This window comes from Gordonia sp. w5E2 (assembly GCF_036540975.1).
Taxonomy (GTDB): Bacteria; Actinomycetota; Actinomycetes; order Mycobacteriales; family Mycobacteriaceae; genus Gordonia; species Gordonia jacobaea.
Genome location: NZ_CP144213.1, coordinates 107,660 through 125,969, shown reverse-complemented (window position 1 = coordinate 125,969; position 18,310 = coordinate 107,660). Strand labels below are relative to the sequence as shown.

The window sequence follows — 18,310 nt, the reverse complement described above, 5'->3', positions numbered from 1 at the left end:
CGCCGACGTCGACCTCACTTCAACGACGCGTCGTCGCCCATCACGGCGCCCTCCCGGCGAGGATCAGCCCCGCCAACCCAGCCGTTACCTGAGCGCTGCAATGCGCTGAGCCCGCTCGACTGATCGTCGACCGACACCTGCTCTCCGCGTTCGCGCAGTCCCTTGACGAGCGGATCGTCGGCGCCGTCGTTGGCAGTGTTGACCAGTGGATGTTCGCCACCGACATTCGACGTCGGGGTGTTGGCTGTGCCGAAGTCGATCATCGATACCGCCTGCTGCGGGTTCAGGTTCCAATCCAACATTCCGACAAGCGTTTTCACGACGAACTGGATGATCACGGAGCCTCCGGGCGATCCGAGCGCGGCCGTCAAGGTGTCCGGCTCACCATTGGCTCCCGGCTGCATGACGAGGGTCGGAGCCATCGATGATCGCGGGCGCTTGCCCGGCGAAACCCGGTTGGCGAGAAGCGCTCCCGAGTCGTCGCGCGGCTCCGCGGAGAAGTCGGTGAGCTGGTTGTTGAGGATGAAGCCGTCGACCATGTGGAAGCTGCCGAACGCCGATTCGACGGTGGTCGTCATCGACGCCACGTTGCCGTACTTGTCGGCGACGGTGATGTGGCTGGTTCCGTGTTCTGTGCCTGTGTAGGAACCGAGCGGGACCTCACCGAGATCTCCGGGTTGTGCCTTACCCAGCGACGTGTTCGGTTTGATCAGTGCCGCACGCTGTTTCAGGTAGGTCGGATCGAGCATCGTCGCAACACCCTTGCCCGGCAACGGGATGAAGTCGGGGTCGGCGATGTACTTGTCGCGGTCGGCGTAGGCGAGGCGTTCGGCCTCGTTGATGAGATGCACCGCTTCGGGATTCGGGTGCCCGCCGTCGCGGTCGACGCCGGTCGGCCCCATCGACGGAATGTCGAAGTTGGAGAGGATGCCCATCGTCGCGGCGACAGTGATGCCGCCCGACGACGGTCCGGGCATCGCAACAATGCGGTGGCCTCGATACTCGGTGGAGACTGGTTCGCGCCGCATAGCCTTGTAGTTCTTGAGGTCGTCGGTGGTAAGGAGACTCGGCGTCATACCGTTCGACGTCGAGCCGGCCTTCGCGACGATCGCGTCGGCGATGGCTCCGGTGTACAGGGCTTGCGCACCGTCGGTTCCCAACGCGCCCAACGTTTTCGCGTACGCGGGGTTGGTCAGTCGTGTTCCCGCGGTCTTCGGCGTGCCGTCCGGATTGAGGAAGTACGAGCGCGCGTCGTCGTCGGCCTTGAGGTCGTCGGCCGATTCGGAGATTGCGGTGGCGAGTCGCGGTGAGATGTCGAAGCCGTTGTCGGACAGGCTGACTGCGGGATCGAAGAGGTTCTTCCAGGCGGTGCGACCGTAGTCGTCGTGGATCTCCTCGAGCATGCGCACGGCACCGGGGACACCGATGGAGCGCCCTGATGCACGCGCGCTCGGAATCGGTTCACGTTGATCGGTGGGACTGATGTAGCGCAGGTAGTCCTCGGTGGCTGCCGCCGGAGCGGTCTCGCGGCCGTCGAAAGCGGTGACCTTGTGCTTGGCGGCGTCGTAGTAGAGAGCGAAAGACCCGCCACCGATGCCGGACGACTGCGGTTCGACCAGGCCCAGCACCATCTGCGCTGCGACGAGCGCGTCGGCTGCAGTACCGCCGTCCCGCAGCGTCTCACACGCCGCCTTGGTGGCCAGCGGATTGGCCGTCGCCGCGGCGTAGGTGTTGGTCTGCACCGGCTGCATCCCGGTGCGATAGCCGGTGGCAGCTTCGGGTCGAGTCGAGATGTCCTGCGACGACTTTGGCGCCGCGCTGGAGTCGATCTGTGTGCCCGTCGGGATCTCGCCGCAGGTGACGGACGTATGGGCAGCGTCGTCGTTTGTCGACGAGCAGGCCGCGAGGATCAGCGCGGGCGCCATGGCCAGCGCTGCGGCGCGGAGGAGCGGACGGGTGTGCGGTGGACGGCGCATACCTTTCGAGCGTAGGGCAGCGAGGTCCGGTTCGTGTGAATGCGGCTGAATCGCTCAGTGGCGAGACAGTGCAGCCGGGACGGCCAGCGCCGTGTCGCTCGAACACGCGAATTCACTACGTGTGTAGGCCGAATCATTCAGTGGGCAGAAGCCCTTCTGCGTCATGGCCCAGTTCAGACAGAAGTAGAGACAACTCGCTTCTGTCGGGATTCTGATTATCGAAGAATCGCCCAACCGCCCGCCGTTGACCACCTGTCATGTCTCGCTGCGACCAGCCATCAACTTAGCGAGTTCGTCCGCCGCGTCAGCCGCGCGAACAGCGGCGGCAGACGCCCCTTCGGCTGCTTGGGCCGCCGCATCAGCTTTGCCGGCTGCGTTTTTCACCGCGTTTGTCGCTGCTTGACTGTCCGAGTTCGCTTGCATGGCCGTAGCAGTCGCAGCGCCCACGGCCTTTGATGCCTCTGCCGTCGCCGATAGGCCGAAATAGGCTGCAACAGCCGCGCCCGCAACCCCCGCTGCAGAACCCACGACAGCGACACCCGAGGTGTCGTTGAACAGAATTCCTGCCGCAACCACAATTCCGACGATTCCTGCCATTGCGAACCCGACGGCCCACAGCCCGAACCTGAATCGCGAATCGGTGAATGGATTGAAACCCTCATACTTGTCAGACTTCGACGCAGCGGATTGCTGCTCTCCTGAAGGAATTTTGCCGCCTGTTTCTGACTCGTTGCCGCCACCCGACATGATCCACCCTCCTTTGTTCGTCTTTCGCTAGCGGCTATTCTGCGCCGCCGACATCTATTGCGGGGAAGAAAGCGCGGAGCGGCAAACGAACAGAGGACACGGATCTAGTGCGGGCTTTCGAAGTACACCTTGTCAGGCCTCAACCCGAATGGAGTGCGGACGCCGCTCGGCGTCGAACCTTCGGGTCTTGGGCGAGTTCTGAGCGGACCCGTTGGCTGCTGAGGCTCTCCACGAAGCAAGCAGAAGGGTATTCGCTGCGTCACTCGTCCTTACTCGGCAGCTTCCATCCGAACGTCGCTGATGGCGGCGCACTCTTCATAAACAACCTCGCTGGCCGTCCACCGCCGACACGCGTTTCCGGAACGCCCAGGCCGTCGACCTTGGGTTCCAACAACGGCTGCACGCGGCGATTGAACGAGTCACGCATGAGGCGTCGACCAAGGATCGCCTCGTGCAGTTCGCGCAGGTCCGACAACGTGTACGGCTCGGGAAGCAGGCTGTCGGGGTCGGGGCGGTCCTCATATCGCTCGCGCAGATTGTCAGTGGCAGATGCAATGATCTCGTCATGGTCGTAGAGCAACCGCTCCCCCGACGCGAGATGCCCATCGGCGTCGAGCGGAGCAAGCTCTCCGACGACGTCCGTCAGCGCTGAAGCAGCAAGCGCGACGGCATGTGCGATCGAGATCGTCCACCCGCGGGGATCTCGGTCAGGATCACTGAAGACCGCGAGCAGGTGCGGTCGGACGTGATCGGGTGAAAGCCCCAGCTTGAGTTCAAGGACCTCACGCACAGTCTGGTCGACGGTGCGTCGCTCTCGGATAAAACGGCCAGGTAGCGATAACTGCCCGGAGTCTGAATCTCGTTGCACCACAACGTGTAACTGTCCGTCGACGACGGTCAGGACCGCGATGTCGACGGCGACGTTCGGGCGCGGGTGGTCCGCGAGGCGCGAGTCGGAGCCGGTAGCCACCCCTTGACACTATTCGAAGTTTCGCGCAAACTACTAATCGCACTTCCGCGCAAAGTCGCCTTGGTTGTTCATCCGGGCGGGAATCAGGAGCAGATCATGAAGTTCTCCACCGCCCTCGATGTCGACGTCGTCGCGCATGAGTCCGCCGACGAGGTTTCCGTTCTCATCGAACTCGAGGCTCCTGACGCGCCAGTCGTCGACCGCCCGCGGTCCGCGCTGCAGATCGTTCTGGATCGCAGTGGATCGATGAACGGCGCCCCCCTCGATGGCGCGAAGAAGGCGCTGGCGGACGTGATCGCACGGCTCGACCCGCAGGATGTCTTCGGCGTCGTCACGTTCGACGACCAAGCTGAAGTCGCCGTGCCCGCCGGCCCACTGTCCGACAAACAGCAGGCCACTCAACTCGTCGACGCGATCTTCGCTGGCGGGATGACCGATCTGTCCTCGGGATACCTGCGCGGCCTACAGGAACTGCGCCGCGCCGCCAAAGCATCCAAGATTCGCGGCGGCACGGTGCTTGTCGTCAGCGACGGGCACGTCAACAGTGGGATCTGCGAGGTCGACGAGTTCGCCTCGCTGACGTCGAAGGCTGCATCCGACGGGATCGTTACCTCGACGCTCGGCTACGGCGCCGGATACGACGAGACGCTGCTGTCGGCAATCGCGCGCTCCGGCAACGGGAATCACGTGTTCGCCGAGAATCCCGACGCCGCCGGATCTGCGATCTCCGGCGAGGTGGAGGGTCTGCTGTCCAAGGCGGTGCAGGCCGTGACACTGACGGTGCGGTTCGTTCCGGAAGTGCAGCTGAGTCTGTACAACGACCTTCCCGCACACCAAGTCGCCGACGGCGAAGTGTCGATCGAACTTGGCGACCTGTACGGGTCTGAGAAACGAAAGCTGTTGCTCAAGTTGGCCGTTGACGGAGTGTCGGGGTTGGGGGTCGCGCAGATCGCCGAACTCGAGCTGCGGTACGTCGAGTCGGCAACGCTGACCGAGCACACGGTGACGCTCCCGGTGACGGTGAACGTGGTGCCCGGCGACGAGACTGCTGGCCGCGTACCGAACCCGACCGTACAGTCGGAGAAGCTGTATCAGGAGGGCCAGGCAGCGAAGCTCCGGGCGTCCGAGGCATACGAGCGCGGCGACCTGGATGCTGGAAGTGCGTTCCTCGATGCCTCGAGGCAGAGCTTGATCTCATCTGCGCTGCTCGCTTCTGCACCTGAGCGCTCGGCGATCGACGACGAACTGCAGATGATCGAGGAGTTGGGATCTGTCGCGGCCACAGGCAGCGCCGGGTACGTCTCGAAGCGGACACGGGACTCGTACCACCTGAGCAACCGGAAGCGTGGTCGACGGTAAGTGAGAAATTTGAAGCGACATACCTCAAACCCAATACGTCGCTCCGCCAATACGAATCGGATACTACTTTCTAGCACAACCCCAGCGACTCGCGAAATCCCCGATGGACCCGGAAAGTCGTTGCGCTCCGCTTGAATTTGGCATCCGGTTCAGAATGTCGCCACACCGCAGACAGTTGCCCGTTGATATTTTCTAGGAACCCTAGAACAGAATGCTCGAAGAGATTCTCAAGCACATCGATCGGGCCGCTGTCACCTGAGCTCCAGTAGCCCAGATATACCTCTTCGAATCGGTCGAAGCCGAACTGTTCACTACCAACATCCTCTAGGACTCTCCAAATTTGATTGGGAATGGAACGATCGCCGGCAATTTCGTCCTTAGTCTCCTCCAGTAAGTACCGAGAGTAACTTTCCCTCGCGGAATCGAGGCAATCATTATCGAAGTAAGTCCCGTGCATGTGATCTTGAGTCCGCAGGTGAGCCAGCATGTCGTTGAGGAACTTTATTACGTCTCGAGGACGCATGAGAGTGCTTTCACATATCTCATTGAATACCGAAGAGGGGCTGGATTCATCGTCTTGCAATTCCCCGGAGTCAAAGATATCTTCCCATAGAACATCTTGGGCGTCCGCGTTCAGTACGCTAGTGAAACGACGCTCTACCAGTTCTTTTAGATTGTTCCCATCGTTCGGCGGCAGCGAGTTCCAACGTAGACGTATGGAAGAATTTTCTGTGATTTGGTTCTTTCGATCGAAGGTGAGAGAATCGTATATATCATCTCGTAGGAATATTACCGGACTGAACTTCAGTCCAGCTTGTTTGGATGCTGCGAAAAGCTCTCGCGACGCTCGTATTAAGCCCGCCAGCATGGCCATGTACCTAGGGTCTGCAACAGAGAAGCCCTCGTCAAGTTGGTCAAAGCACAGGAGGTACTGAATATCGGGATCCATACTTGACAGGACTTGCCCTTCGATCAACCTGTTTACTTCCTGTATATGAGGAGGAATATAGACTTCCTCACGTTCTCCCGCTAGGTGCAACATATTTGGCCCAGCGTTAACGCCTTTTGCTTTCCATGCTTTACGGCCACTATTGAACAGCTTGGAGAATTTTGGCTTTTTTGAGCCATATGCATCAGCTATGAACTCTTTCAGGCTTTTGATGGATCCACTCGAAAGCGCATCCCATCGCCGGCAGCTTTCATTCTCGACGACTAGTTCCGCTGCCCGCAGCAGCAGAAAGTACTTCCATGCGGAAGTATACCGCATGTTCTCCGGGATCTTCAGGCCATCCTGGAGATTGTCGTGACGCCAAGGATAGTCTTGCAGAGTAAAACTCTTTGCTAAGATCTCGGGGTCACGCCCTGAGGTCAACTGCTTGCACATCGCAGTCTTCCCTGTGCCTTTTCTTCCAAGCACAAGGAAACCCCGCATATCTAAAACTTCCAAGTATGCTGGGTGAGTTTCAAAGCAGTCCTCCAGCAGTTCATCGAATTCAGCCTCGAGACCACCAACATTATCGACAGCCTCGAGTCCAGCCCCTTCGGAGTCGAAAGAATCTGCTCCCCCCACGGAGCCATCGTCGTTCACTTGCTACCCATCAAAGCTCGCAACAGTTCTTGCGTTTCCGGGTCCGTCGAGTAGATCCGCATCCCCCGCATGCCGCGCGTCAGCAGCACCTTGTAGGTGTTCCGAATCGCACGATCGAACGAGGCATGGTCGGCCTTCTTGACCTGGTTGTCGAAGTTGTACTCCGGCCGCGCGACCCAGCGGTCGTTGCGCCACACCAGGTCGGGACCGAAAATGACAGCGCCGTAGTCGTACTCAAATCCTTGAGCGGTGTAAACGCATCCGATCTGACGGAAGCCAGCCGGGTCAGTCGCCCACAGTTCACGGCCGGGCGCATCACCGTGACGCGTCGACTTTGGGTTGTTCCATGGTCGTTTCCAGTCGCCGATGACGATGTCGGTCGCCAAGGGCTGGCCGGTCTCGGGGTTGCTCCATCGCCAGCAATAGCCTGCAACGATGCGCGCGGAGTAGCCTTCACCGAGCATCTGCTGGAGCTTGTCCTCGACCACAGACGGCGCCTCGTCGACGCTCACTTCGAAGGTTTCGTCACCCTCCCACTCGATCGGTCCGCCGGGTTCGAGCTCGAGAAGCCTTCGGACCCAGTGGTCGTAGGCGCTGCTGCCCCCGCATCGGAACTGGCCGTCAAGTTCGATCAGTTCGAACTCAGAGCCCAGCTTCCGAGCGGCCTGCTTGATCTCCTCGACGCTGCCGCGCTCGCTCGGCTTGACCACCTGGTGCTCGTCCAGCAGAAACACCGGGGTTCGAGCCGCGTCGATCAACTCCTCAACCTGGGGCCTCCCGGTCCGATTGATCGCTCGCGTAAACCGATTGGTCGACGTTTCGCGAATGCGATGCGCCTCGTCGCAGATCAAGACTTCTAAGTCGTTCGGTTCGGAGTTGATAAAATTGTTGTAGTACGTGAATAGTTTCTGCACCCTCGGCGATCGTGCACCCGCGACCTTGCGCAGAGTCTTCGTAAATGCCGACGATCCGGTGGCGTGCACTGCAGTACGGCCCTGTCGGTACAGCTCCCCTAGGAGGCTGAGCGCGATCACTGATTTTCCAGATCCGGGACCACCAACGATCGCGACCACGCGCTTTGTGTTCGAGCGTGCTGCATCCTGCACTGCTCGGAGAACCTGCGAATAGGCAACCTGCTGTTCGTCGAGAAGGACGAACTGCTCTCGGTGCTGGACTTCTTCAGCCGCGAGTGACATCAGCTGCTTACTCGGTCGGACCGCTGAGTTCAAGAGTTGGTCGGCAGCTTCAGCACCAGATGCCTCGGCCAGGCGAGAGCGAAGAAAGTCAACGAATTCCCCTCTGCGCTGGGAGGTAAACATCCGGCCAGTCGTCGATTGGGGTCGATTCCACAGCGTCCGGATATCGTCATCGGTCGCGTTGTGCAGATAAGCGACGCCGGCCAACTGTTGCGTACTGCCATTCAAAGTCGCCATGAAGTCAGCGATGTGCGTGCAGTACTTCTCGACCTGGTCCACCGGGTGCAGGCGCTCCCCCACGCCATCCAGGTTGACGACGTCGTCTGTTCCAGCGACCATCGACGCTTTCGTCCACTGCTTGAGTTCGACGACGACGTAAGACGATTCGCCAGTCTTCGGGTGACGCCCGCAGACGATGACGTCGGCACGCTTGCTAGTCAACGGGAGGCGATACTCGATGAGCACCTCCGCCGCGTCGAGACCAGCGTCTTCGAGATCGGCTACGAGCACACCAAGACTGCGCTCCCACGAGCGCACCTCGGCCTTCGACGGGTGATACCCGAATTCGTAGACGAACTGTTCAGTCAAGGCGGGTACGAGCTTGTCTGCGGCGATCTGGCTGCGTACACCAGACACCGAACCCCGATACAGCGACACTGCGGCTCCAGGAAGACACGAAGGACTTCCCGCCCGGGTTGGAGCCTTGTCTTAGTGACGCGTCTGTCGGGCCGTGGCGGATGACGTATCGCAGACTATCGGTTCACTCCGACATCGTGCCGGTTCAACGCGCAACGGTTTCGAGTTCTCGTCGGACCGCTGTGATCTACTCCTGTGATGATCGATCCGCTGGTTCCAGGTATCTACGAGTCGGTGCTCACCGCGAGACTTCAACAGCAACTCGCTTCGTCAGAGCTCGACGCCGAGTTTGAGCACCTCACCGAGGACGACGAACCGCACGTGTATGCGCGGCATATCGCTTCCGTCGTCGAGCGCCATCTACGGTCCGTCGACAAGTCCGAGCGTCGAGATGCCGCGAATGCAATCATCAGCCGGCTGGCCGATAGTGATGTTGATAGCGTCGCGCGCAATGAGGTGCTTGGGTCGTTACATCTCCCGGGTAGGCCTGCACCAGTCAGACCAGCGACACCACTCTCCGACGTCGCCCTCCTGACCAACACCCGGGGCGAGCCGAATATGGCCAGTGAGATCGCACGCGAGCTGACAAGCGCAGACCAGGTGGATCTCCTTTGCGCGTTCATCCGCTTCGCGGGCATTGCGGTGATCGGACGCGAGTTGAGAGCGCTGAGTGAGCGGGGCGTTCAGTTGCGAGTCATCACAACGACTTACCGCGGCGCCACCGAACGCAGAGCCGTCGACGATCTAGTCACAAAATATGGTGCCGACGTTCGGATTCGCTATGAGACGGCATCTACCCGACTACACGCAAAAGCCTGGCTATTTCGGCGCAATTCTGGATTCGACACTGGATATGTCGGCAGCTCCAACTTGTCACGGTCTGCGCTTGTCGACGGCCTGGAGTGGAACGTGCGTTTATCGAGCGTCACCACACCGGCGCTAACCCGCAAGTTCGAGGCCACGTTTGACACCTACTGGAACGACCGGGGCTTTAAGCGCTACGACCCCGCTGAGGACGCGGACCGACTCGACGCTGCCCTCGCCGAGGCAGGTGGGTCGGGATCTGGCCGCGAAACGATTACCGTGTCCGGCCTTGACGTGCAACCCTATCCGCACCAGGAACGCATCCTCGAGGCGCTCGATGTGGCCCGCGTAGTCCATGGCCAGCACCGCAACCTCGTGGTCGCTGCCACAGGTACCGGTAAGACAGTCGTTGCTGCGCTGGATTACCGCCGACTCCGCGACGAAATGGGCGCAGATCTGAGTCTGCTGTTTGTAGCCCACCGCAAAGAGATCCTGGAGCAGTCTCTGCGTAAGTATCGAGAGGTGCTTGGCGACGGTAGTTTCGGTGAGCTCTTTGTCGACGGTCGTCGCCCTACCCACTGGCGACAGGTATTCGCAAGCATCCAATCCTTGAGTGGTAGAGGCGGTGAGCCCGTCCGTCTCGAGGATTTCGATGTCGTGGTAATCGACGAGTTTCATCACGCCGCCGCGTCCACGTATACAAACCTGCTCTCTCGCATAGAACCTCGAGAACTGCTCGCCCTGACAGCAACCCCTGAACGAAGCGACTCGCTCGACATTCTGCACTGGTTCGGTGATCGTGCCACTTATGAGCTGCGCCTGTGGGACGCGTTGGAGCAAGATTTGCTGTGCCCCTTCCACTATTTCGGTGTCGCCGACAACACCGATCTGCGCGGTGTCACTTGGTCGCGTGGCGACTACAACCAACATGAGCTCGAAAACGTCTACACCGGAAATGATGCTCGGACGCGGCTCATCCTGAACGCAGTTCGTGACTACGTGACATCACCCACGCGCATGCGCGCACTCGGCTTCTGTGTGTCGATCTCGCACGCCGAGTACATGGCACGCGAGTTCACGCGGCAGGGGCTCCCTTCAATTGCGGTGTCCGCGAATACCAGCGGTCCTGAACGCGCCGACGCCTTCCGTCAGCTCCGACGCGGTGAAGTCACCTGTCTATTCGCGGTTGACATCTTCAATGAAGGGCTCGACATTCCTGATGTCGACACATTGCTGATGTTGCGGCCAACGCAGAGCGCCACAGTGTTCCTCCAGCAGTTGGGACGCGGACTGCGCCGTAGCAATGGCAAGTCTGTCCTCACCGTGGTCGACTTCATCGGCCACCAACGTGCAGAGTTCAACTTCGGGCCACGCTTCACGTCGCTCACAGGCGCCCGCGGGCAGCGGCTAGTCGACGAGATCAGTGACGAGTTTCCCTACCTACCCGGCGCCAGCCGACTAATTCTCGATCAGCAATCCCAGGAAATCATCCTCGACTCCGTTAAGCACTCGCTACCCAAGAACCGTCGGCGTGCGCTCGTCGAATCGGTGCGACAAGTGCGCGCGCCAGTCCTCGGCGACTACCTACACGCGACCGGAGGTGAACTTTCTGACATCTACTCTGGCAGCGGCACCCGCGCGTGGACACCGCTTCTCCGCCAGGCAGGGCTATCGATCCCTGCTACGGGGCCAGACGAGGAACCGCTGCTGCGACGCGTTCGCGCGCTGGCGCACGTCGACGATTTGGAGCGAGCCGCCAGCTACAGGCGTCTGATTGTGTCGGACGGTCCGCGCTACGAGACGCTCACACCTCGCGAACAAACTTTCGCGCGCATGCTCTTCATGACACTCTGGCCAGACCACGGCGGGTTCTCGAGCTACGACGCGGGATTGGCATTTTTACGGCACCATCCTGCTGTGTGCTTAGAGATTAGACAAGTACTCGACGTGTCGACAGCCGGCATTCATCACGTTCCCCGTGCCATCGATGGCGAGTCCGACGTGCCACTTCTGACCCACGCGCAGTACCGGCGCGAAGAGGTGCTTGCAGCCATCGGTTTTGCGAGCATTAAGCGCAAGGCGCGCGGTCAGGCTGGTGGCGTCACGTGGAACAACAACACCGGAGCGCTGTTCGTTAACCTGCACAAGGACGAACGAGAGTTCAGTCCGACGACGATGTACCGCGACTACCCTGTGTCGCGCACCGAATTCCATTGGGAGTCGCCAAATAACACAGCCATTGAATCGGATGTGGGTCAGCGATTCGTTGAGCAGCCGGCCAACGGCCGCGAGATCCTGTTGTTCGTCCGTGACCGTCCCCAAGGCGACTTCGGCGCTGCGCCATTCATCTTCCTCGGCCCGGTCGACTACGTCAGCCATCAAGGCGAACGTCCGATCGCAATCACGTGGAAGCTTCGCCGCCCGATGCCCATCGACGTCTTTGAGAGCGGGTCGGTGGTGGCGAGTTAGGTCGACAGAGCTTGCTGCTCGTCTCTACTGCGTTGTATCTCAGTAAGCCGACAGGAATGTCGCCACACCCGGGGCAGCGAACTCCGGCCGATCCTCCCGCGACAAAATCGGACACACCCCGCAGCCACGCACGCCCGACCCTGCATAATCGACACCGTGACCGGCGTCACGACGGCGCCCTGACCCCGCGGGCGCCACAGCCCGGCACGTGAGACACAGGAGCACCCATGCAGAGCACCATGCAAGACGCCCCGCTGCAGATCGCGCAGATCCTGCGCCACGGCAGCACGGTCCACGGCGACGCCGAGGTAGTGACCTGGACCGGAGACGGCGCGCGGCGTCGAACATATGCCGAGGTCGGACGACGCTGCGCACAGTTAGCGCACGCACTGCGCGGGCTCGGCGTCGACGGTGACCAGCGCGTCGCGACGTTCATGTGGAACAACGCCGAGCACCTCGAGGCCTACCTCGCCGTGCCCGCGATGGGTGCGGTGCTGCACACACTCAACATCCGACTCTTCCCCGAGCAGCTCATCCACGTGGCCAACCACGCCGAGGATCAGGTCATCATCGTCGACCCCTCACTGCTGCCGCTGCTCAACCCGCAATTGCCTCAGCTGACCACCGTCAAGCACGTCATCGTGACGGGCGAGTCCACCGACGGCGTCGACGCTCCCGACAGCGTGCAGGTTCATGCGTACGAAGCGCTGATCGCCGAGAAGTCCGTCGACTTCGACTGGCCCGAGGTCGACGAGCGTTCTGCCGCCGCGATGTGTTACACCTCCGGCACCACCGGTGACCCGAAAGGTGTTGCCTACAGCCATCGTTCGATCTACCTGCACTCCATGCAGGTGTGCATGACCGATGGTCCTGCGCTCAAGCAAGGCGACCGCGCGCTCGCCGTCGTACCGCAGTTCCACGCGATGTCGTGGGGTCTGCCGTATGCGGCATTCATGATCGGGGCGTCGCTCATCATGCCCGACCGCTTCCTGCAGCCCGAGCCGCTCGCCGCGCTCCTCGCCGCCGAGCAGCCCACCTTCGCGGCCGCGGTCCCGACCATCTGGCTGGGACTGCACCAGTACCTGGAGCAGCATCCGCAGGACATCTCGTCCATGAAGGACGTGCTCATCGGCGGATCGGCTGTGCCGCCGTCGTTGATGCATGTCTTCGAGAAAGACCACGGCATCACCGTGCTGCACGCGTGGGGCATGACCGAGACCTCGCCTCTCGGTTCCGTCGCCCGACCACCCGCCGGCACTGAGGGCGACGAGCGTTGGCACTACCGCTACACGCAGGGTCGTTTCCCGGCGTCGGTGGAAGCGCGACTCATCGGCGACAACGGCGAAACACTCCCCCACGACGGCAAGACCGTCGGCGAACTCGAGGTCCGCGGACCGTGGATCACCGGCGCCTACTACGGCGTCGACGCCGCCGACAAGTTCGACGACGGCTGGCTGCGCACCGGCGACGTCGGCTCGATCACCCCCGACGGCTACCTCACACTCACCGACCGAACCAAGGACATCATCAAGTCGGGCGGCGAATGGATCTCCTCGGTCGACCTCGAAAACGCCGTCATGGGACACCCCGACGTCCTCGAAGCCGCCGTCATCGGCGTGCCCGATCCCAAGTGGGACGAGCGGCCCCTCGTCGCCGTCGTGCTGCGTGACGGTTCCGATTCGACGCCGGAAACGTTGCGAGAGTTCTTGTCCGACAAGGTCGCAAAGTGGCAGCTCCCGGAGAACTGGACCATCATTCCCGAGGTTCCCAAGACCAGCGTCGGCAAGTTCGACAAGAAGCGCCTGCGCTCGACGTTCCACGACGGAGGACTCGACGTCACCCGGTTGTAGGTGAAGCGAGCCCTCCGCGCGGGGGGCGAGCTACGAGAAGAACTCGACCGAGCCCCAACCCCCACGATTCGGCTTCGACTTCGGAGCCTTCTTCGGCTTGGGTTGGGGCTTGGCCTGAGGTTTCGGCTGAGCTTGCGGAGCTGGCAGCGCTTGCGGAGCGGGCTGCGCCTGCGGGGCCGGCTTCGGCGCTGGTCGCGATCCGGTCTCACACGCGACGCCGTCGTCATCGCGATCAAGTGCCGAGCGGTATCCATCCTGGCCGCGGTAGATCGGTGCGACGCCCGCGTCACGGGCCGCCTGACAATTCTTGTAGTACGCCACCGGCGTGGGCGACGGAGCCGCCGACGCAACCGGGGCAAATCCCACCAGCCCGGCCGCGACGCCTCCGGCAACCAGCCCGGCGATGGCCGAGTACTTCTTGTTCATCTCTCACCCAATCTCTCGAATATCGATGAGTGACAGTACTGGACGCCGAGTACATCGTCGGCGGTCCCAGCGTCGGCCGAACAGACGAATCTTGCTGACGCACTGGCTGATGTCGACTGCAGAAGCGCGGCGCTCAGTCCTCACCAAACGGAACCACGACGACCTTACCCCGCAGCCGGCCCGCCTCGGCCTCTTCGTGCACCTTGATCAACTCAGGTAGCGGAACCCGCTGCGCGATTTCGACTTTCAGATCCCCACTGTCGACAAGGCCCACCAGTTCGGTGAGCACAGCGGCGTCGGGGTGGAGGAAGATGGTGACTGCACGCACGCCGCGCTCGTCGTCGCCGGGAGTCGGGACCATCGGCGTCGTCGACACCACGACGCCCCCGTCGCGAACCAGGGGCACGAGCGCCTTGAAGCCCTCCTCCGTGATCGGCCCGACGTTCAGCAGAACGTCGACCGGTTCGGTCACCACGTCGAGGATGGAAGTGGTTGTGTAGTCGACGATCTCGTCGGCGCCGGCACGCGTCACTGCCTCTGCGCTACGCGGACTCACCGTCGCGATGACATGCGCGCCCGCACGCTTGGCGAGTTGTACGGCGTATCCACCGACCGAACCACCGGCCCCGTTGATCAGCACCCGCTGGCCCGGCTTGAGTTCCCCCGCTTCGAACAACGCCTGATACGCGGTGAGCGCCACGGACGGTAGGCCAGCAGCGTCGGTGAGCGGAATCGTCGTCGGCGCTGCCACGAGTGAATCAGCAGGCGCCACAACGTATTCGGCGTCGGCTCCGTCGGCGTCCATTGGAATGAATCCGACGACGCTGTCGCCGACGTTCAGGCTGGTGACACCCTCGCCCACCTCGTCGACCGTGCCCGAGACGTCGTAACCCGGGGTGTGCGGGAGCGTGATCGGGATCGGGAGGAATCCGCCGCGCAGACCGCCATCCGCGGGGTTGAACGCCGAGCCCGCGACCCGGATTCGCACTGCACCCGGACCTGCCGTCGGAGTCTCGACGTCTTCGTAGCACAGAACCTCGGGACCACCCGTTTCGTGAAACCGTACAGCCTTCATGATGTCCTCCTCGTCGGTGGTGCTTCGAATTTGAAGCACCTGACGACGACGGTATACTTACTTCGAATTCAAAGCAAGTGCTTCGAGTTAGAAGCAAGATGATAGATTCGAGAGGTGCCACCGCAGCCCGGGATCGACCCGACCGAACTCGCCGCCTACTTCGGGCTCATCGAAAGCACCAGCCTGTTGAAACATGCGGTGGAACAACAGCTTCGAGACGTCGGAGGCCTCAGCTACATCCAGTTCCAGTTACTCGCGACGCTGGGTGATTCACCGACCGGCAGCCGACGAATGACCGATCTCGCCGACGGCGTCGTCTACAGCCGCAGCGGCATGACCTACCAGGCGCAGGTCTTGGAGAAGCGCGGCCTCGTGACCCGCACACCGTCGACCGACGACGAGCGCAGCATTGACGTGTCGCTCACCGACGACGGCCGCGCCGTTCTCGCGAAGGTCTTCCCCGGCCACATCGCGATCCTCAACGACATGCTGCTCGCACCTCTCTCGCGCGCCGATATCGAGTCGCTGGCCGACATCCTTACCCGCACACGCGACCACATGCGGCAGGTCCCACCTCGCTCAGCGGCTCCGCGGCGTCGGAAGAAGGGCGCGGGCGCAGAGGAGTGAGTCTGTGTCCCCCGATCGGACCAATCGATCCGGAATCGGACATAGCGTCGGTAGGCATGCGTACGTTTACCAGTATCTGACGTCGGGGGTCGTCACACACTATCCGTCGGAGGACTGATGAAGCACGTTCGCACACAGGGTCATCTCGCGCTCTGCGCACTCGTGGCCGCTGGAGTACTCGGCCTTACCGCATGCAGTGGTTCGAGCTCGGAACCAACAACGACGACCACTACCACCACGACGGCAGAAGTGACCACGTCGCAACCCGCCGAGGTCACCGAAACAACAACGGCAACAACAACTCCGAAAGCTCCTGCCGCGGCACCGGCGACCACCGAACCCAAGGCAGCTGCCATGCCGAACGTCGTCTGCATGAACCTCCAGGAAGCACAGAACACCATCCAGGAAGCCGGCGTCTTCTACTCACGCAGCAAGGACGCGACGGGCCAGGGACGCAGGCAGGTGGTCGACAGCAATTGGATCGTCGTCGCGCAGACTCCATCCGCGGGCGCGCCTGTCACAGAGGGAGAGGCCGTGTTGTCCGCGGTCAAGATCGGTGAACCCAGCCCCTGCTGACCACAGATCGGCTCACACCGCGCACCCGTGCCCGTCCACGTGAAGCGCGGTCCGCACATCGTCGGCAATGCCCCGCGCGTACCTCGAGAGCCACGTCGACGGAAGGGGCGTCGACCCGCCTGCGTCGTCGAGTCCGAACTCGTTGTAGACCCAGGGCACACGGTCGGACATCAGCGCGATCATCGGGATATTGCCGGTCCATAGCGGCGCGCGACCCCCAAAGTCGTTGTCGGTCAACATGACCGGCACTCCTTCCGTCCGGGTGCGAGCGCTTGCTATCGCCTGGCCATAGCGCTGACTGGCGGCAGCTGTTGCCTCGTTGCGGTAGGTGATGCGCAGCGTCGCGCCGTCGGCTCCTACTCCCTCGCGATACAACCCCACGCGCTGTACGAACACGTCATTTGCGCCGGGACTCGTGTGAATACTGATCGCGACACGTGCGTGCGCCGTGACCGCGCGGTCGACCCGCTGCCGATACGTAACGTTTTCTGTGACAGCACGTTTCAGCATCACCACGTCATATCCGTTGTGTTGCAGAAGCTCTCGCACGTCGGTGGTGACCTCGAACACGTTCGCGTCCTCGGCGCCGTTGGGGTAGTCGATCTGCGACGCTCCGGTCACGGGGTCGAATCCGTCGACACGCACGGGGTTGTGGCCCGGGTCGAGCGCCACCACAACAGGAGAACAGGACGCCTTCGACGACGCGCCAGTCGCCGCCGACACCGTGGACGAATAGCCCGCGTCCGTACTCTGCGTCGCGCAGCAACCACTGAGGCAGCACGCAAGAACCACGGCACTCATCCGCAGGAGAGCCACACTCGCTTGTACGCGCACCATGCGATGATCGCAGACTGATCGCTGCGCAGACCTCGGCTCACTACACTCAACCCCGTGCCCACGGACCCCCTGACGCTCGGCCAGCAGCTCGTCGCTGTGCTCGAGGGTGGTCGGCGGACGTCCACGTACAAGCTCGCCGTGATGGTCGCGCTCCTCGACCTCGCCGTCGAATCCGTCCCCGACGATCCCAGCGCGGAAGTCCCGATCGACCTCGACGACCTGACCGACCGCGTCATGGCCCAGTACTGGACCCAGCTACGCCCGCTCAGCGAGAAGGACCACGTCACTCTCCGGCAGTCGCGCGACGGGCGCGGTGTGGTGTTCGACGCGCTGGTCACTCTACGCGAACACTGCAGTACGCCGAGCCTGCGTGAGATGCCGATCGAGAGCGCCAAACTGGCTGCACCCGAGGCGTATTCAGTGGCGCACACAAAGGTCAAGAAGAATCTCGTGCGCTATCCACTGCACCTGCTTCAGCAGGTCGGCACGGGCTCGCACGAGTGCTTCCTCTACGACGACGCGTGGATGGGCAAGGCTTCGACTCGCGCCATCGCCGATCACGGCAACCGCCTCGTGCTGTTCGCGGGCGTCTGCCACACCCTCGCGCGATTGGCACCCCTGGTGAAACCCGCGTTCCAACTCGCCTGGGTCGACGACGTCCGGCATATGAACCGCGACATCCTCGACGACGGCCCCGACATCGCCGACCACCTCTTCGGCACCGAACGCGTCTCGCTCACCCGCCCCGCAGGCATCCTCGCCGAACACTTCGGCAACGATTGCTTCTACTGCAACGCTCACTTGCGCACCAGCCGCCACGTCGACCATGTCCTCCCGTGGTCGCGCGTCGGAATCGACGGCCTCGCCAACCTCGTCCTGGCGTGCCCGAGTTGCAACACAAGCAAATCCGACGTCCTGCCCGCGCCCGCGTATGTCATCCGCGCGCTCGACCGGGGACAAGACGTCATCGACGCTCTCGCCGGCGAGATCCGCTGGCCGAGTCAGTACGGCAGGGTCGAGGCAGCGTCGCACGGCCTGTACTCCACACAACCCGATACGACGCCGATCTGGTTGGGCGCCAAACACATTCAGCCACTCAAGCGTGTCGACTTCGGGCGTTGGGACGTCGAACTCTGAGGATCGCCGTCGGTAGTCGAGGGTCGTCGAGCAGCCG

General features: G+C 62.2%; 14 protein-coding genes. 6 read left to right on the top strand and 8 right to left on the bottom strand.

The features are described 5' to 3' along the window. Positions 1–14 precede the first annotated feature (14 nt). From ggt to RND64_RS00495, 3 genes are all read right to left on the bottom strand, one after another. Positions 15–1,976 carry a gamma-glutamyltransferase gene (ggt, locus tag RND64_RS00505; RefSeq protein ID WP_049699121.1) on the bottom strand — a complete coding sequence of 654 codons (1,962 nt, stop codon included), beginning with the start codon at positions 1,974–1,976 and terminating at the stop codon, positions 15–17. 255 nt (positions 1,977–2,231) lie between these two features. Then, complete coding sequence (locus RND64_RS00500) at positions 2,232–2,723, bottom strand: hypothetical protein (protein ID WP_049699122.1); 492 nt, start codon at positions 2,721–2,723, stop codon at positions 2,232–2,234. Between the two features lie 259 nt (positions 2,724–2,982). Next, on the bottom strand, positions 2,983–3,693 hold the full coding sequence (locus RND64_RS00495; RefSeq protein ID WP_049699123.1) for an NUDIX hydrolase: 711 nt from the start codon (positions 3,691–3,693) through the stop codon (positions 2,983–2,985). Positions 3,694–3,789: 96 nt separating this feature from the next. Between RND64_RS00495 and RND64_RS00490 the strand changes: the two genes are divergently transcribed. Continuing rightward, complete coding sequence (locus RND64_RS00490) at positions 3,790–5,052, top strand: vWA domain-containing protein (protein ID WP_049699124.1); 1,263 nt, start codon at positions 3,790–3,792, stop codon at positions 5,050–5,052. A gap of 70 nt (positions 5,053–5,122) precedes the next feature. Here the strand turns inward: RND64_RS00490 and RND64_RS00485 are convergent, their stop codons facing one another. Beyond that, entirely contained in the window at positions 5,123–6,622 is a 1,500-nt protein-coding gene (locus RND64_RS00485; RefSeq protein WP_290727225.1) for a P-loop ATPase, Sll1717 family, read from the bottom strand. A gap of 14 nt (positions 6,623–6,636) precedes the next feature. Further along, the gene (locus RND64_RS00480; RefSeq protein WP_049699429.1) at positions 6,637–8,472 is read right to left on the bottom strand and encodes a DUF2075 domain-containing protein; all 1,836 of its coding nucleotides are present in this window, start codon (positions 8,470–8,472) and stop codon (positions 6,637–6,639) included. Between the two features lie 198 nt (positions 8,473–8,670). Between RND64_RS00480 and RND64_RS00475 the strand changes: the two genes are divergently transcribed. Then, positions 8,671–11,745, top strand: coding sequence for a DUF3427 domain-containing protein (locus RND64_RS00475; RefSeq protein ID WP_049699126.1), 3,075 nt, complete (start codon positions 8,671–8,673; stop codon positions 11,743–11,745). Between the two features lie 227 nt (positions 11,746–11,972). Continuing rightward, positions 11,973–13,595 carry a long-chain fatty acid--CoA ligase gene (locus RND64_RS00470; protein ID WP_049699127.1) on the top strand — a complete coding sequence of 541 codons (1,623 nt, stop codon included), beginning with the start codon at positions 11,973–11,975 and terminating at the stop codon, positions 13,593–13,595. A gap of 30 nt (positions 13,596–13,625) precedes the next feature. Here the strand turns inward: RND64_RS00470 and RND64_RS00465 are convergent, their stop codons facing one another. After that, positions 13,626–14,021, bottom strand: a complete 396-nt coding sequence (locus tag RND64_RS00465) for an excalibur calcium-binding domain-containing protein (RefSeq protein ID WP_083444377.1) — start codon at positions 14,019–14,021, stop codon at positions 13,626–13,628. Positions 14,022–14,154: 133 nt separating this feature from the next. Next, entirely contained in the window at positions 14,155–15,096 is a 942-nt protein-coding gene (locus tag RND64_RS00460) for an NADP-dependent oxidoreductase (protein ID WP_049699431.1), read from the bottom strand. 114 nt (positions 15,097–15,210) lie between these two features. On the opposite strand from RND64_RS00460, the gene RND64_RS00455 reads away from it, so the two are divergent. Then, positions 15,211–15,723 carry a MarR family winged helix-turn-helix transcriptional regulator gene (locus RND64_RS00455; RefSeq protein WP_152930074.1) on the top strand — a complete coding sequence of 171 codons (513 nt, stop codon included), beginning with the start codon at positions 15,211–15,213 and terminating at the stop codon, positions 15,721–15,723. 249 nt (positions 15,724–15,972) lie between these two features. Beyond that, complete coding sequence (locus RND64_RS00450; RefSeq protein WP_235434356.1) at positions 15,973–16,299, top strand: PASTA domain-containing protein; 327 nt, start codon at positions 15,973–15,975, stop codon at positions 16,297–16,299. Between the two features lie 12 nt (positions 16,300–16,311). Here the strand turns inward: RND64_RS00450 and RND64_RS00445 are convergent, their stop codons facing one another. Next, positions 16,312–17,022 carry an N-acetylmuramoyl-L-alanine amidase gene (locus RND64_RS00445; protein ID WP_235434357.1) on the bottom strand — a complete coding sequence of 237 codons (711 nt, stop codon included), beginning with the start codon at positions 17,020–17,022 and terminating at the stop codon, positions 16,312–16,314. A gap of 168 nt (positions 17,023–17,190) precedes the next feature. Between RND64_RS00445 and RND64_RS00440 the strand changes: the two genes are divergently transcribed. After that, positions 17,191–18,273 carry an HNH endonuclease gene (locus RND64_RS00440; RefSeq protein WP_049699131.1) on the top strand — a complete coding sequence of 361 codons (1,083 nt, stop codon included), beginning with the start codon at positions 17,191–17,193 and terminating at the stop codon, positions 18,271–18,273. Positions 18,274–18,310: the final 37 nt, after the last annotated feature.

Coding starts and splice junctions, on each gene's coding strand:
- RND64_RS00460 (WP_049699431.1), bottom strand. CDS start 15,096: ATGAAGGCTGTACGGTTTCACGAAACGGGTGGTCCCGAGGTTCTGTGC.
- ggt (WP_049699121.1), bottom strand. CDS start 1,976: ATGCGCCGTCCACCGCACACCCGTCCGCTCCTCCGCGCCGCAGCGCTG.
- RND64_RS00475 (WP_049699126.1), top strand. CDS start 8,671: ATGATCGATCCGCTGGTTCCAGGTATCTACGAGTCGGTGCTCACCGCG.
- RND64_RS00465 (WP_083444377.1), bottom strand. CDS start 14,021: ATGAACAAGAAGTACTCGGCCATCGCCGGGCTGGTTGCCGGAGGCGTC.
- RND64_RS00500 (WP_049699122.1), bottom strand. CDS start 2,723: ATGTCGGGTGGCGGCAACGAGTCAGAAACAGGCGGCAAAATTCCTTCA.
- RND64_RS00490 (WP_049699124.1), top strand. CDS start 3,790: ATGAAGTTCTCCACCGCCCTCGATGTCGACGTCGTCGCGCATGAGTCC.
- RND64_RS00470 (WP_049699127.1), top strand. CDS start 11,973: ATGCAGAGCACCATGCAAGACGCCCCGCTGCAGATCGCGCAGATCCTG.